General features: G+C 73.2%; 9 protein-coding genes. 4 read left to right on the top strand and 5 right to left on the bottom strand.

The genetic code is table 11. The features are described 5' to 3' along the window. Window positions 1-3 precede the first annotated feature (3 nt). Genes ACH5AO_RS01885 through ACH5AO_RS01870 form a run of 4 tightly spaced genes read left to right on the top strand, consistent with a single transcriptional unit; the run spans window position 4 to window position 6,543 of the window. Window positions 4-1,101 (top strand): AAA family ATPase, encoded by a 1,098-nt coding sequence (locus ACH5AO_RS01885; RefSeq protein WP_202274100.1) that lies wholly within the window; start codon window positions 4-6, stop codon window positions 1,099-1,101. Then, window positions 1,098-3,431, top strand: coding sequence for a DUF5682 family protein (locus ACH5AO_RS01880; RefSeq protein ID WP_398920736.1), 2,334 nt, complete (start codon window positions 1,098-1,100; stop codon window positions 3,429-3,431). Before ACH5AO_RS01885 ends, ACH5AO_RS01880 begins: the two co-directional genes overlap by 4 nt. After that, a complete protein-coding gene (locus ACH5AO_RS01875) occupies window positions 3,428-4,588 on the top strand; it encodes a VWA domain-containing protein (protein ID WP_398920734.1) in 1,161 nt (386 codons plus the stop codon). The genes ACH5AO_RS01880 and ACH5AO_RS01875 overlap by 4 nt, the downstream gene beginning before the upstream one ends. Beyond that, window positions 4,585-6,543, top strand: coding sequence for a hypothetical protein (locus ACH5AO_RS01870; protein ID WP_398920732.1), 1,959 nt, complete (start codon window positions 4,585-4,587; stop codon window positions 6,541-6,543). The genes ACH5AO_RS01875 and ACH5AO_RS01870 overlap by 4 nt, the downstream gene beginning before the upstream one ends. A gap of 446 nt (window positions 6,544-6,989) precedes the next feature. On the opposite strand, the gene ACH5AO_RS01865 is transcribed toward ACH5AO_RS01870, so the two are convergent. The 5 genes from ACH5AO_RS01865 to ACH5AO_RS01845 all read right to left on the bottom strand — a co-directional run bounded on the left by ACH5AO_RS01865 (window position 6,990) and on the right by ACH5AO_RS01845 (window position 16,019). Next, a complete protein-coding gene (locus ACH5AO_RS01865) occupies window positions 6,990-7,427 on the bottom strand; it encodes a hypothetical protein (protein WP_398920730.1) in 438 nt (145 codons plus the stop codon). A gap of 29 nt (window positions 7,428-7,456) precedes the next feature. Further along, entirely contained in the window at window positions 7,457-12,229 is a 4,773-nt protein-coding gene (locus tag ACH5AO_RS01860) for a putative T7SS-secreted protein (protein WP_398920728.1), read from the bottom strand. Window positions 12,230-12,231: 2 nt separating this feature from the next. Beyond that, window positions 12,232-12,357: a hypothetical protein gene (locus ACH5AO_RS01855; protein WP_398920726.1), complete on the bottom strand. Its 126-nt coding sequence runs from the start codon at window positions 12,355-12,357 to the stop codon at window positions 12,232-12,234. Beyond that, complete coding sequence (locus ACH5AO_RS01850) at window positions 12,347-12,751, bottom strand: hypothetical protein (RefSeq protein ID WP_398920725.1); 405 nt, start codon at window positions 12,749-12,751, stop codon at window positions 12,347-12,349. The genes ACH5AO_RS01855 and ACH5AO_RS01850 overlap by 11 nt, the downstream gene beginning before the upstream one ends. Window positions 12,752-13,109: 358 nt before the next feature. Then, complete coding sequence (locus ACH5AO_RS01845; protein ID WP_398921077.1) at window positions 13,110-16,019, bottom strand: ATP-binding protein; 2,910 nt, start codon at window positions 16,017-16,019, stop codon at window positions 13,110-13,112. Window positions 16,020-16,184 lie beyond the last annotated feature (165 nt).

Below are 16,184 nucleotides of genomic sequence, written 5' to 3'. Positions count from 1 at the left end.
GCCATGACCACAGTGAGCGACCCGCACCCGCCCCGCCTGCAGCGCCCGCCCGCGGAAGTGCGTCACGCCGACGAACTCGCCGAGCTGCGTGCCGGGGACACCGACCCGCGGCCGCCCGGCTGGCAGCTCAGCCTCCGTGCCGCCCTCCGCTTCGTGGTCGGAGACCCCGACGCCGGCATCAGCCGCAAGTTCGTCGGCAGCCCCTCGCTCGTTGAACGGGCCCTGGTGACCCTGGCCACCAACCGGGGTCTGATGCTCGTCGGCGAACCCGGCACCGCCAAGTCGCTGCTCTCCGAGCTCATCGCGGCAGCCGTCAGCGGCACCTCCACGCTCACCGTGCAGGGCGGCGCGGCCACCACCGAGGACCAGATCAAGTACTCCTGGAACTATGCCCTGCTGGTCTCCGAAGGCCCCTCCCGCCGCTCCCTGGTGCCCGCCCCCATGCTCCGCGGCATGGCCGAGGGACGCATCGTCCGCTTCGAGGAGATCACCCGCTGCCCCCTCGAGGTCCAGGACTGCCTGCTCTCCCTGCTCTCCGAACGCGTCGTCGCCGTCCCCGAACTCGACGGCGACGACGGCATGGTCTTCGCCCGCCAGGGCTTCAACGTCATCGCCACCGCCAACACCCGCGACCGTGGCGTCAACGAGATGAGCGCCGCACTCAAACGCCGTTTCAACTTCGAGACCGTCTTCCCGATACCCGACCTCGACACCGAACTCGCCCTCGTCGAAGCCGAGTCCACCGCCCTGCTCCGCGAGTCCGGAGTCGAGCGGGCACCCGACCGGGACGTCCTCGAGGTATTGGTCGGCACCTTCCGTGAACTGCGCGGTGCACCCGGCCAGGGCGACCGGCCCTCCGCGGTGATGAGCACCGCCGAAGCCGTCTCCACGGCCCACGCCGTCGGCCTGCGCGGCTGGTTCCTGCGCGGCGAGGCCGGCAACGCCGCCGACATCGTCTCCTGTCTCGCCGGCACCGCCGCCAAGGACAGCCCCGAGGACCTCGCCCGCCTGCGCCGCTTCCTCGAACAGCAGGCCCGCCTGCGCCGAGGCCCCCAGTGGCAGGCCCTCCACGAGGCCCGGCACCTGCTGGACCAACGGTGAGCACCGCCCACGTCACCTTCCTGGGGGTGCGCCACCACTCACCGGCCTGCGCCGGCCTCGTCCGCCGCACGATCCGCGAACTGCGCCCGGCACACGTCCTGGTCGAGGGCCCCGCCGACATGAACGACCGGATCGGCGAACTGCTCCTCGGACACGAACTGCCCATCGCCGTCTTCAGCCACTACCGCGACACCGAACGGGTCGCCACCTCCTGGACCCCGCTGTGCGCGTACTCCCCGGAATGGGTGGCACTCACCGAGGGCCGTACCGCGGGCGCCGAGGTCCGGTTCATCGACCTGCCCGCCTGGCACCGCGCCTTCACCGACCGCCCCGACGGCGCGGCCAACCGCTACGCCGATGCCGAGGCCCGCTACAGCCGCGCCACCGAACGGCTCCGCGCCCGTTACCGGGTCGACACCGTGGACGCCCTGTGGGACCGCGTCTTCGAGATCGCCGATCCGGACGGCCTGCGGGACCGCCTGGACGCCTACTTCGCCCTGGTGCGCGGCGACACCGAGGCCGACGACGGGGACCGCGCCCGCGAGCAGTACATGGCCTCCTGGGTCCGTGCCGCAGTCGCCCACGCCGGCGGCCGGCCGGTCCTGGTGGTGACCGGCGGCTTCCACCAGCCCGCCCTGCGCGCCCTCACCGCCGCCCCCGGCACGTCTCCGGGCGCGGAACCCACCGCATGGCCCCCGGTGCCCGCCCCGCCCGACGGGGCCGCGGGCGGCAGCTTCCTGGTGCCCTACTCCTTCCGCCAGATGGACGCCTTCGCCGGCTACCAGTCCGGCATGCCGTCCCCCGGCTACTACCAGCACCTGTGGGACGAAGGCCCTGACGCGGCCGCGGAAACCCTCCGCCGCACCGTCGTGGAACGGCTCCGCGCCCGCCGCCTCCCCGCCTCCACCGCCGCCCTGATCTCCGCCCACACCCTCACCGAAGGCCTCGCCGCGCTCCGCGGACACCCCCGCCCCGCCCGCGTCGACGTCCTGGACGGCCTCGCCGCCGCACTGATCACCGACGACCTCGACCAGCCGCTCCCCTGGAACACCGACGGCCCCCTGAGGCCCGGCGCCCACCCCGCCGTCGTCGAAACGGTCGTCGCCTGCACCGGCGACCGCACCGGCCGCCTCCACCCCGACACCCCGCTGCCACCCCTGGTCCACCACGTGACCGCCGAGGAGATCCGCCTCGGCCTCGACGGCGACCGCACCTTCCACCTCGATCTCACCAGCCCCCGAGGGCTCGAACGCAGCCGCTTCCTCCACCAGTTGCGCATCCTCGGCATCCCCGGCCACACCCGCCTCACCGGCCCCGACCACGGGGCCGATCCCCGCGACCACGAAACCTGGGAACCTCGCCCCCGCTCCGGCCGCGACGCCGCACTGACCGAGGCCGGAGCCTACGGAGCCCGCCCCGACGAGGCCGCCACGGCCCTCCTCGCCCGCCGCCTCCGCGACACCGGTACGTCCGCCGACGCCGGGACCACCGCCGACCTTCTCTTCGACGCCGTCCTCTGCGGAGCCGGAACCCTCTCCCGCGACCTCTTGGACGGCCTCGCCCACCGGATCCGCACCACCGCCGACCCCGGACCCCTCGGGCGGGCCCTCGCCGTGGTCCTGGGCCTCTGGCGCCATGACCGCGTCTTCGGTACCGCCCGTGACCCACTGCTCGGCACCGTCCTCGACCACGCCGTCGACCGGCTCTTCCACCTGGTGGAGGGCCTCCACGGCGGCCTGCCCGGCGTCGACGTCCCCCGCCTGCGCGCCCTGACCGCCGCCCGCGACGCCCTCCTCCACGCCGCACCCGCCCTTGCCCTCACCCCGGAAACCGCCGCCGCGACCGCCGCCCGCATCGCCCGCGACCGGCACGCCCCCGCCGACCTGCGCGGCGCCGCCCTCGGCCTGTGCCGCGCCCTCGGAGCCCCGGCCGAATCCGCAGGCGAGGCCGAAGCGTTCGCCGGCGCGGCCGACCCCGCCGTCCTCGGCGACTGGCTGGCCGGCCTGCTCGCCCTCGCCCGCGAAGAGATCCTGCGGCCCGCCCCGAAGGGCGAACGGTCCCTGCTCGACACCCTGGACGGCGTCGTCACCACCATGACCGACGACGTCTTCCTCCGCGCCCTGCCCGCCCTGCGCCAGGCCTTCGCCTTCTTCCCGCCCCGGGAACGCGAACGCGTCGCACAACTCCTCCTCGACCGCCGGAACCTGCACGGCTCCGCCCGCACCCTGCTGCGCACCACCGCCGACCCGCTGCTCCTCGCCTGCGCCGCGGCCCTCGAGGAACACACCGGCCTCCTGCTCGACCGGCACGCCCTCGGAGCACCCCGATGACCCCCGACGACCCCCGCGCGGGACTGGAACGCTGGCGGCTGATCCTCGGCGCCCCCGCCGAACGCCGCACCGGCGGACTCGACGGCCCGGACGCCGCCCGCGACACCGCCCTCCAGTGGCTCTACGGCCGTGACGACGACCTCGCCCGCCGTGGTGAACGCCGCGGCACCGCCGACGGCCGGGAGGGCGGCGACGGCCCCTCCACGCTCACCGTCGTCGACTGGCTCGACGACATCCACCGGCTCTTCCCCCGGGAGACGGTCGAACGCCTCGAACGCGACGCCGTGGAGACCTACGGCATCGACGAGATCGTCACCGATCCCGACGTTCTGCTCCGCGTGGAACCCAGCACCAGCCTGCTGCGGGCCGTGCTGCGCACCAAACACCTGATGGACCCGCGGATCCTGGCCGCCGCCCGGCGCATCGTCGAAGCCGTCGTGCGCGACCTGACCGAGCGGCTGAGGCCGGAGATCCGGCGCGCCCTCACCGGAGCCCGCTCCCGCCGCCCCAGCCGAACCCCCCGCGCCCGGAACTTCGACTTCAGGGCCACGATCCGCGCCAACCTCGCCCACTACCGGCCCGAGGACCGCCACATCCTCATCGAGCGGCCGCACTTCCACTCCCGCACCCGCCGCCACATCGAGCAGTGGCAGCTGATCCTCCTCGTCGACCAGTCCGGCTCCATGGCCGGATCCGTGATCCACTCCGCCGTCACCGCCGCCTGCCTGTGGGGCCTGCCCGGACTGCGCACCCACCTGGTCGCTTTCGACACGCAGGTCGTCGACCTCACCTCCGACGTCACCGACCCCGTCGAACTCCTGATGAAGGTCCAGCTCGGCGGTGGCACCGACATCGCCCGCGCCGTCGACTACTGCGCCGGTCTCGTCGACAACCCGCGCCGCACGATCGTCGCCCTGATCACCGACTTCTACGAGGGCGGCGACGCCCACCGCCTGACCCGCACCGTCCGCGACCTGACCGGACAGGGCGTCACCGTCCTCGGCCTCGCCGCCCTCGACGAGGAGGCCGCCCCCTCCTACGACCGCGACCTGGCCGGCCGCCTCGCCGAGGCCGGCGCGCACATCGGCGCCATGACCCCCGGCCACCTGGCCGAATTCGTCGCCGAGAGAATGGCCCACGGAGGACGAACGGCATGACCCGCACCGACCTGCTCGCCCTCACCCCCGACACCCTCGCCGCCCTCGCCAACCGCGGCCTGGTCAAACGCGCCGCCAAGGACCTCGACGCCGGAACAGGCCCCGACCTGGACGTCACCGGCGACCACACCGTGCACGGCCGCTTTCCCGACGGCACCGAGACCCGGCTGCCGCCCGGCGCCACCCTGCAGGACGCCCACTGCAGCTGCGAGGCCCACGGAGTCTGCCGCCACCGCATCGGCCTCGTCCTCGCCTACCAGCGCACCGCGACCGCATCCAACACCCCGCCGCCCTTCACCGACTGGTCCCCCGGAAGCATCGACGACACCGCCCTCGCCGAGACCTTCGGCCGTCCCGCCCTCGCCGCGGCCCGTCGCACCCGCGACCGCGGCTACCAGGCCGTCCTCCACCGCCCCACCCCCGCCGACCCCGTTCCCGCCGTCGAACTCCCCGCCTGCACCGTCCGCTTCCCCGTGCCCCACCGCCCCGGCTTCGCCGTCACCGACGCCGCCGAGCCGCTGCGCGGCGCGACGGTCGTGCTCGCCGTCTGGGCCTTCCGGGCAGCCGACACCGAGGGCAGCGACCGGGTCACCGTCGGAGGAAGGGAAACAACCCCGGACAACGGTGACAGCGCCCACCGCGCGGCCATGGACCTCGTCGACGAACTCCTCGTCGAAGGCGTCCCCCAGGCCGGCCCCGTCCTGGACGGAACCCTCCGCCGTGCCGGCGCCGCCCTCACGGCCGCCGGCCGCCACTGGCCCGCCGCGGCCCTCGAGGAGATACGCCACCAGCTCGCCGAGCACGCCGTCCGCGGCGCCCGCCACGACCGCGAGACCCACGCCCTGCTCCTCGCCGAACTCCACGCCCGCCACCGCGCCGCCCCCACCGACCCCGCGGCCGTCCTCGGCACCGCCGAGACGGCCCGCACAGCCTTGCGCCGAGTCCGCCTCGTCGCCCTCGGCTGCCACGTCGACGGCTCCGCCCGCGACCGCACCGCCCACGTCTTCTTCGCCCACCCCGACGCCGGTGTCGTCCTCGTTCTGCACAAACGCTGGGAGCTGCCCGACGGCCAGGCGCCCACCGGCCACGACCTCGGATCCCGCAGGATCCTCGGCACGAACCTGCGCACCCTTGCCGCCGCCAACGTGGTCAGCGAGGCCACCTCCCGCACGGCCGGCCGCGCCGTGGAGATCTCCCGCGGCCGGATCGCCACCACGTCCGTCACCCCCGTCGGCGCCGCCTGGGACGACCTGCCGCCCGGGCTGCTGGTCACCGACCTCGCCGCACAGTTCCCCGCCCCCGGTGCCCTTCCTCCCCGCCTCGTCCGCCCTCGGGTGGAGGCCGAGTCCGTGCGCGTCCTCGCCGTCGCGGAGGCCGGACCCGTGCGGTACGACCCGGCCGCGCAGCGCCTCGAAGCCGTCCTTCACGACCCGGCCGGCAACGAGGCCCTGCTGAGCACCGCGTACAACCCCCACTGTCCCGGCACCCTGGACGCCCTGGCCGACGCCCTCGCCTCCGGCACCGCCGACCGGATCAGCGGTTCCCTCCGCCATGACCGGGGCAGGGTCCTCCTCGCCCCTCTCGCCGTCCGCACCTCCCGCGGCGCCCTCGTCCCCGACCTCGCCCCCGGCGACGGCGACACCGCCCTCCCCGTCGCCCCGCACCCCCCGGACGACCCCCTCACCACCGCCTTGGAACAGGCCCTCGCAGCCCTCGCCGAGGCCGCCCACCACGGTCTGAAGAACCTGACCGCCACCGACCACGACATCCTCGAATCGGCAGCCGCCCTCCTGCACCGCACCGGCTTCCACACCACCGCGGACAAGGTCTCCGCCGTGACGACCACCCTCCGCACCCACGGCCCGGCCCCCGCCGCTTCTCACTGGCACACCGCCGTCATCCGCCTCGCCACGACCCTGGAACTCCACCGGACCGGCCCGTACGCATCGCCGTGACCGGAAACGACGGTCCGGTGCGCTCACGTCGAGCCCCAAGGGGCCCGTACGACGGCTCGGCCGCGATGTCGTCGACTGCCTGAACACCGGCTACAAGATGCGGGACGAGAAGAAGACGCTCGTCACGTACGGGCACGACGGAGCCCGGGATCTCGATGACTTCACGAGCCCCACAGCATCACACCGTGTGTGCGGGGCGTCGACATGGGGCGCGGGGTCGGTCGCGGGCCCGAGACCGAGCGGGGCGGGGCCTCGCGCCGTATGGTGCCGATCACCCGCTCGCAGTGGATGCTCACCCGAGGGCCTGCGGCGCGCTCACGAGGATCGTGATCTCCTCGGCCTCGAAGACAGCATCGAACGACTGGCCGTACTCGCCGTCGCGATCACGCAGCAGGAAACGTGGGGACCTCATGCGCGTGCCCAGGTCGGCGGCGAGGTTCCGGGCCTCAGAACTCGTGCACGACCACCCAGTAGCCGTCGTCCTCCACCGTGGAGGCACACAGATGACGTCCGTCCACCGAAACGGCGATGAACTCGGGGGCGCCCGTCGCTGCGGCGACACGCAAGGGAAGGTTCTCGCCGACCCGGTCCCTCACCCGCACCCAGCCGACCTTGCTCCCGCCGGATCCAGGGGCCAGGATCAGGAAATCGCCGCTCTCCGTGAACAAGCGCGCAGGCTCGGCCCGCCGGTGCCACTCCCCGCTCAGCTTCTCCAGGGCCTGAGGGTCCGAGTCGGAGACCTCGGCCGACGGCCGGACCTCGACCCCGTTCACCGCATGGAGCGCGGCATCGACGGGAGGTCCGTCGTGCGTCTGGTCCTCCACGATCTCGAGACCGCACTTCTCAAAGATCTCCAGCCAGTGTGGCGTCAGCCGGTCGTTCATACCGCTTGCCCTCCGTCGGTTCGCCGGGTTCAGCCGCCCGAATAGAAAAGGTGATGATCACCGCCTGGCTTGTTTATCTTGGCATACCTCTCCATGGACTCCGGATAGCCGACGGTGCCGTCCGGCCGTTGGATCTGCGTGTTGTCCCAGCCGAAGTTGACCAGGCTTCGAGTGTCGTCGTTCTTCGGTTTGCCGGCATGGAAGTGCGGGCCCGCCGGATCGTGGGTGTGCTCGACCACCACGCGTGAGCCGTTGTCCGTCTCGAACTGGCGGAAGTGACCCCAGTGGGCCGGGTCGGACGAATAGATGTACCCGGGGGCGTGCTTGAGGTGCCGATCCCCGGTCACGGTCCATTCGGCGATCGGTTCCTCGCCGTACCGCACGCCGGCGAGTTCGTAGGCGGCCCGCTCAGCGTCGGCACGGTGGTCGAACGGGTTGCCTCGCTCGCCGCGCGGATAAGGACTGAGCCCAAGCGGATCGGACCAGGTGTGGGGGTTGCGTACGTAGGTGACGGGATTGGGCGCGGGAGCAAGACCGAGGGGGTCGGGCGTGATGTAGCGGGCTGTCTCGGGATCGTAGTGACGGAACAGGTTGTAGTGGAGGCCGGTCTCGGGGTCGTAGTACTGGCCGGGAAAGCGCAGCGGAGTGTAGGCCTTGCTGTCTTTCGCCCAGGCAGTGGTGCCCCACAGGGTGGCCCGCCTGCGCCACGCGACGGCGCCGTCCTCGTCGATCAGCTCGGTGGGCGTGCCGACCAGATCGGTGGCGATGGCGAAGAACCGACGGTCGATCTCTTCCTGGCGGGTGCCCGCGCCGAGGACGCGCTCGGTCTGGGACAGGGGAACACCGGAGCGGTGGTCCCAGGTGAGGGCGACCGTGGTTCGGAGATCCTCCTGGAGGATGGCCTCTTCGCAGAGCGTCATCCCGTCCCACGAGAACCGGATCTCCTCGGCCACCGTCTCGCCGTCGTCGGCCAGCCGCTGTTTGGCGATGCGACGGCCCAGCGCGTCGTACCGGTAGCGCCAGTGGGTTCCGTCCGGAGTGACGACCGAGGTGAGGCGGTTCTCCGCGTCCCAGGTGTAGCGCCAGGTGTCCGGGCGCCGGGACGGACGCCGCTTCTGACGGAGGGTGATGCGGCCGAGCACGTCGTGCTCGAAGCGGACGGCTCCGGCACGGAGGATCGCCGAGCCGGCGTAGGTCCGCTGTCCGATCGCCTCGCTCCCCGGATGGGAGACGGGCCAGACGGCCTCCACCTGGCTGCCGCTCGCGTCGTACACGTACCGCTCGGACCAGTTCTGCGCCCGGACGCCGACGACCTGGCCGACGGCATCCAGGTCGAAGGAACGGTTTCCGGCCAACTGGTCGTCGACCGCGCTGAGATAGCCGTCCGGGCGGTACGTGTAGGCACGCCGGTTGAGCGTCCGGCCGCCGACGCTCATGTGTTCGGCGGCAAGACGACCGGCTGCGTCCCAGGCGGAGGTGATGGTGAGAGCGCCCTCGATGTCACCGAAGACCCGGGCCGTTTCACGGCCCGCGACGTCGTGGGTGAAGACGACCGAGTTCCGGCCGGTGGTCAGTCGTCCGGGGCGGCCGCCCGTGTCGTATCCGTAGGTGGTGACATGCCCGGTGGGCGTGATGCGGCGGGTCCTGCGTCCCACGACGTCGTAGGTGTAGCTCATGGTGCGGCCGTCGACGATCTCGGCCTTGAGCCGGCCACGGCGGTCGTACACGCAGAGCAGTTCACTGTCCGGCCCCGTCGCACGCAGAAGGCGGCCGGCCGGGTCGTACTCGTAGGTGGTGACCTTCCCCGCGGCGTCCTTCCGCAGCACCCGTCCCAGCTGGTCACGCTCGAAGGTGATGGTCTGCCCGAGCGCGTCCGTGCGGGAGAGCAGCAGCCCGGCGGGGTCGAACCGGTAGCGGAGCGTCCTGCCGTCGAAGTCGGTCTCCGCGGCCACGTGACCTGCCGCGTCGTACTCGTACGTCCACCGTGCGCCCTGCGGATCGGTGACCTCGACGAGTCGGAGGTCGGCGTCGTACGCGAATGTGTATCGAGCGCCGTCGGGAGCGGTTCGGGCGGTCAGCAGATCGAAGTGGCTGTACTCGCAGCGGGAAACACCGCCGACCGGGTCGGTGTGCGTGAGCTGATTGCCCTCCCCGTCGTAGGTCCACGACTCGACGGTGCCGTCCGGTGCGACGCGTCGGACGAGATTCCTGTCAGCGTCCCACTCGAGGCGGGTCACCCCGCCGCCCGGGTCGGTGACACGGACCACGCTGCCCAGTGCGTCGCGCTCCAGGAGGACTTCGCCCCCTGCCGGGTCGGTGACCTGTACAGGCAGCCCCGCATCGTCGCACCGCACCGTGGTGACGGCGCCGAGTGCGTCGGTGACCGACGTCAGGTGACCTCGGGTGTCGTAGGTGAAGCGAGTCGTGCCACCGCCGGGGTCGGTGACGGAGGTGCGGTTACCGCGTTCGTCGAACTCCTGGAACCATCGCGCCCCGTCGGGTCCGACCAGTTCCGTGTGCCTCCCGAAACGCCCCGGCCTCAGGGTGTGTCCGCTGCCGTCGGGGCGGACCGTCGAGACGAGACGAGCGTCCTTGTCGTAGGTGAAGGCGGTCGTTCGCCCCAGTGGGTCGGTACGGCTCACGAGACTGCCGTGGGCGTCGTAGCCGTACCGGGTGGTGTGGCCGAGCGGGTCGGTGGTGGCGATCACCCGGCAGTGGCCGTCGATGCGGTGGCGGGTGGTGCGGCCGTCTGCGGTGGTGAGGGTGGTGGTGCGGTGGCCGGTCTCGGGGTCGGGGTCGGTGTAGGCGAGGGTGATCCGGACGTGGCCGGCCTCGCCTCCCTCGGCGACGACGCGGTCGTGGTGGTCGTAGGTGTAGTCGTAGCGGCTGTCGTTGGAGTCGATCCAGGCGGTGACGCGGTGGCGGTCGTCGTAGAGGAAGGTGGTGGTGGCGCCGGAGGGCTTGGTGACGGCGGTGAGGTCGCCGTTCCGGTCGTAGCCGTAGGCCATCAGCGGCAGGTCGGTGCCCGCCTCGCCCGCCCCGGCCAGGGAGAGGGCGGTGATCCGGCCGTCGGCGCAGGTCGGCTTCACGTGATAGCCGCCCGAGTGGACCAGGGCCAGCGGCAGCCCGTCCTCGGTGCGGTCGACGGTGATCGTGTGGCCGTTGCGGTCGGTGAGGGAGGTCAGCCAGGCGTCGCCGTCGCCGCCGGGCTCGGCGCCGGGCGGGGCGGTGAAGTGGCGGGTCAGGCCGGTGTCGGGGTCGGTGACCGTGTAGTCGCCGTCACCGTCGCGCGTGAGCAGCGTGCGGGCCGTTCCCGACTCGGGGCGGGTGGGGGAGCCCGGTACCGGATGCGGATAGGTGATCAGCAGGCCGTCGGCGCCGACGTGGACGACGCCGACCGCGTCGATCTCCAGCCGCTCGTCGACGGTGCAGGTCCAGGACGGCCCCAGGAAGCGGCCGGCCGTGAGGCCGGACTCGGTGCGGCGGGTGAACGTCAGGGGCAGGATGCCGGGCAGTTCGATGTCGGTCTGGGGCAGGAACATGCGGCCGGAGGCGAGGTCGACGGGGTCGGTGCCGTCGGTGGTGCGGGTACCGTCGGGGCGGTTGTGGGTGCCGTCCGGAACGTCGTCGAGGATCTTGCGTGCCCGGGCCGCGTCGGCGGCGATGCGCACGCCCTTGACCGCGGCACCGCCCCCGCCGGTGGCCGCGGTCAGCGCGAGGTCGGGGACGAGCCGGCCGAAGCCCTCGTAGGGGTCCTTCATGAAGTCGCTGACCATCTGCCTGCCGGTGCCGACCGGGTCGTTGGCGGCCAGCACCAGGCCGGAGGCCAGGCTGTTGAGGTTCGTCGCGTACTCGGCGGGGTGGGTGATGTTGTACGGGTCCAGCGGGTTGATCCCCCGCACGAAGTTCACCAGCCCCGCGGTGCCCTTGATGATCCCGCCGCCGACGTGGTCCCCCATGATCTGCAGCTCCTGCAGACCCTGCCCCGCCTGCTGCGCGTACGACGGCTTCTCGGGGGCCAGGTCCCGCGCCGCGCGGACCGCGCTGCGGGCGGTCTCCGCGGCCGTGTTCCGCTGCTTGCGGGCGTCGGCGAGGATCTCCTGCGCCTCCTGCATCAGCTTCTTGCCCGGATCGTCGAACGTCGGCGCCGGACAGGGCGGCAGCGTGGACGGGTCGCGCCGGTCGGCGGGCTGGGCGTTGTAGCGGTCGACGGCCTTGTTGTAGGCGTCGACCTTCTTGCGGTGGGCGTCGGCGGCCTCCTCGGACGCCTTGACCCCCTCCTTCCACTTCTCGATCGCCGTCTGCGCCTGCCCCTGCGCCCAGGTCACGGTGGAGGCGAACGACTCCAGCGCGCCGGCCGCCTTCTCGCAGGCGTCGGAGCCCCTGAACCACTTGGGCGGCTGTGTGCTCACCGCCTTGCGCAGCGCCTCGGCCGCCTTGCCCTTGAGCTGGGAGGAGTCCAGGCCCTTCAGGCCCTCCCCGGCGTCGTCGAACGCCTTCTGGAAGGCGCGGAGTTTCTCGGCGGTGGAACGGATCTTCTCCGCACTGCCGTAGACGAGCTTGGTCTTGTCCTCGGTCTGCCCGAGGTCCATCTCGTCGACCTCGGCGCCCATCCGGTTCGCCACCGAGCGCGACTGCTCGCGCACCCAGTCCGCGCCGGACTCCCAGCCGACGTCGTCCAGCCGGTCCGCAGTCCAGTTCCCCGCGCCCTCGACCCGGTCACCGAGCCACTCGACACCGTCCTCGACCGCGTCCTCCACCGAGTCCGGCGTGATGTCCTTGATGAAGTCGCCGATGCCCACGCTCAGTCACCCCCGCCGTCGCCCTGCTGCCGCGCCTGCCGGGCGCGTTCCTCGGTGACACCGACGCCCTGCGTGAACTTGACGACCGACGCCTGGTCGAAGCTGAGATCCACCCCGTCACCACCCATGACCGTCCCCCTCCACCTCGGCATCCACAGCTGGTGTGTCCGGGACGACGCCGGTCACCGGCGGGAAGAACATCGCCCCGTCCTCCGTCGCGATGTCGACCGCCGGCCCGGCCGACTCACCCGGACCTGGCACGATCTTGTCCACGATGCGCGCGCCCAGCAGCGCGGCGTGGCCCATCGGCCGGTCACCCGGACCGTGTGGCAGCGCGAACCGGGCCAACGCCACCTCGTCCGTGGACGCACAGACCCACCGCACACCACCGGACCGCGCCGACCACGGACCACCGCCCACCGACGGCACCGGAAGAACCGACCGCCGCATCCCACCGACCAACGCCCGCGGATCACCAACTCCCGCCCTCCGCTCGGCGAGCGCCGTCCTTGCCTGCTCCACGGGCCCCCACCTCCTGGATCACTATCGGCACCCTAGAACAGGACGTACGTTCGGAAGGGATGGTTCGCGTCTGTGACCGAAGTTGTCCTGACGGAGGTCGGCGGACACCGACCGCGAGAACCCCGACCGCCGGGTGCGGCTGAACTTCCTGGGCTGAACCGGGCCTTTGCGGGCCGGACCCCGCGGACACGCGGCCGACACGAAGCCGGTTGCGGCGCCCGTCCGGGCCGCCGGCGTCGGCCGTCCCGGAAGGCCTCGTCGGCCGCCCCGGTAGACCGGAAGGGCCGCGTCCGGCGCGTCGTACGCGGGCGGGTCCGAAGAGCCGTGGGGAGTACGGCCGCCCCGGGCCGCTGCCCGTTCACGGCCGGGGCCGGGGAAACGACTCCAGCGCGGCCGCCAGGCCGGAGGCATCCGTGCCGATCTTGCGGTAGACCGACGAGAGCAGATGGCGTACGCCCTGCTCCGTGAGGCGCAGCCCTTCGGCGACCACCGCCGTGGACGCTCCCCGGACCGTCAGCTCGGCGGCCTCCCGTTCGGGCGCGGTGAGCGTGTCCGTCTGGGCGTAACGCAGGGGCAGCGGCCGCAGCCCGGCCGCGGCGAGCTCGTCCCTGGCCCGTGCCGCCAGCGCCTCCGCGCCGCAGTGCACGGCGCCCTCCAGCCCGCGGTAGAGGAGGTCGGCGGCCTCCTGCACCTGTCCGGTGCGGGACAGCGCCGTCCCGTGGCCGACCAGGGCGCGGGCCAGTTCGTAGGCCGCGGGGGACTGTTCCAGATGGCCGACGGCCTCCGCGTGCAGGTCGAGCGCGGCCGGGCCGCCGGTCACCTCGGCCAGGGTGTGCAGCGCCTGCCCGATCGCCGAGGCCGCCCCGAAGTCCCGGGCCCGCTTGACCGCGTCCCGCGCGTGCCGGACCGCCCGGTCGGGCGCGCTGCGGGCGAGCGCGGACGCCAGCCCCGACTGCCAGGCGCACCAGGAGGGATTGCGCCACTCCCGCCCGTCCAGCCAGTCCCCGACGGCACGGAGCAGCGCGGCGGCCTCGTCCGCGTGGCCCTCCGCCAGCAGCAGCTCGGCGTAGACCGTGCGCGGGTCGGGGTAGATGACGGCGTTCGGGGCCGGCCCGCCGTAGCGGTGGTGGTCGGCGATCCGGCGTGCCGCCGCCGTACGCCCGCGGGCCAGCAGGATCTGGATGAGGATGCCGACGGCGAACCACTGGGCGGGCACCGCCCCCTCCACCCGGTCGGCGATGCGCAGCCCCTCCCGGACCAGATTCTCGGCCTCGGCCAGGGAGCCCCGGCGGTAGCGGATGTACCCGGCGAGGGTCTGGCCCAGGGCGAGGTGGGAGCCGCGCCAGCCCTTCGCCTCGCACTCCGCCATGCCCTTGCCGAACAGTTCCTCGGCCCGCCGCGGCCGGTCGGCGTAGAGGAACACCATCGCCACCGCCACCGGCACCTCGAAGCCCCGGTTCTCGTCGGTCCAGCTCAGCCCGCCACGCAGGGCCCGCTCGGCGTACTCGAGGGCCGTCCGCCGCGGCTCGCCGCACACCACCGCCTCCCAGGCCCGCAGGCCCAGGACGTACCGCTCCTCCAGGCCGCGGCCGGACACCTTCGCGGCCAGCCTGGCGAGCTTGCGCGAGCGGGCGGCGGGGTCCGGCTCGTCGGTGCGGTACGAGCTCCACACGAAGTGGTCGGCCAGCATCCGCAGCCTGATCCGGGGGTTCGGGGTGCGCCGAGCCTCGTCGGCGGCGACGGCCGCGGCCTCGGCCACCTGGTCGATGTGCGCCAGCGCCTGCGTGAGCCGGTAGACGATGGACGCCCGCAGCTCCGGGTCGAGGCCGGGTTCCGTCAGCGCCTCACGGAGGTGCGCGACCGTGGCCGTGGGCTTGATGAGGAAGGTGGAGGAGGCGAGTTCGTGCAGCAGCTCGGCGCGCTGCTCCGGAGGCGGCGGCTCCTGGAGCGCTCGTGTCAGCAGCCGCCGGGCCGCTTCCGGGGCGCCGGCGCGCATGTACTCGCGGGCGGCCTCGCGCAGACACGCCACCGCTTCTGCGCGGCCGTCGCAGGGAACCTCCAGCAGGTGACGGGCGGCCGCCGCCGGCCCGAACCCGGCGGCGCGGACGGCCTCGGCGGCCCTGTTGTGCAGTCCGACCCGCAGCGCCGAGGGGATGGAACGGTAGACGGTGGTGGCGATCCGCGGGTGGACGAAGGCGAGCTGCTCCCCGGTGCCGTCGCCCTCGGCCAGGATCCGGGCGGCGCGCAGCCGCTCCGTCGCCTCGGCGGCCGCCTCACTGCCGACCACGGCGATGGTGGCGGCGAGCTCCTGCGACACGGACTCGCCGAGTACGGCCGCGGCGTAGGCGAAACGGACGGTGGACGTTCCGAGGGCGTGCAGGCGTTCGATCAGTCCGCTGCCCTTGAGCGCCGCGGCCAGGTCCCGCATCGCGCTCAGCTCGTGCCAGGCGCCCCGCAGATTGCGTTCGCCCAGGCTGATGGCGAGTTCGACGGTCTCGAACGGGTTTCCCCCGGTGACCTGGCGGCATTCTTCGCAGAACTCGTCCTCGGCCCCGTCCCCCACCTCGTCCCTGACGATCCGCGCCACCGCCTCGGCGGTGAGCGGCTCCAGCGCGTAGGGGCGGGTGCCGAGGCTGCCCGGCAGGGCGCGCAGCGGCTCCGCCTCGCGCGGCAGGTCGTCGGGCCGGTGGGCGAGGACGATCAGCAGCGGCAGGTCCGCCGCCCGGGGGGCGAAGGAGGTGATCCAGTCGAGGGACTCGACGTCCGCCCAGTGCAGGTCGTCGAGCAGCAGCACCATGGGTGCCTTCCGCGCGGCGAGCCGGGTCACGACCCAGTCCAGGCCCTCGCGGACCCCGGACGGGTCGGGCACGTGGGGGCCGGGCGTCGCCTCCAGGCCGAGGGCGGTGGCGACGACGTCGTACCAGCTGCCCAGGAACGCGCGGAGCTCGTCGCCGTCCATCGCGGCCAGCGCGGGCTGGAGGAGCCGGCGCACCACGCGGAACGCCAGCTCCTGCTCGTTCCGGCCGCCGCAGCCCGACAGCACGGTGACCCCCTGGGCCAGCGCGCGGGAGCGGGCCTGCGCCAGCAGCGCCGTCTTGCCCATCCCGCCCGGCCCGGTGAAGACGAGGAGCCCGCCGCGCGGCACCTGCGGCACCCCGTCCCGGGTCTCCAGCAGGGCCGCCAACGCCTTGTCCAGCGCCCGCAGTTCCCGTCGGCGTTCCAGCAACGGCCGGGACTCCGTGGCGTGCTGCCGCCGCTCGATCGTCATGTGCCGTACCGCTTCCTGTCGTTCGGCCAACGGGTGGTGGACGAGCGTATGCCTGTCGCGGCGCACCGTGTCCGCATTCCGGTACGGCCACGACAGGACGGGTGAATCGGAGGTGGCGACGGCTTGGGGCATCCCTCCCGTGGGTAGGGCCACTCGAATGGGCGG

Source organism: Streptomyces sp. NPDC018964 (genome assembly GCF_044390325.1).
Lineage (GTDB): Bacteria > Actinomycetota > Actinomycetes > Streptomycetales > Streptomycetaceae > Streptomyces.
Note: the sequence above shows the minus strand (reverse complement) of the source record. Positions and strands in the feature narration are given on the sequence as shown.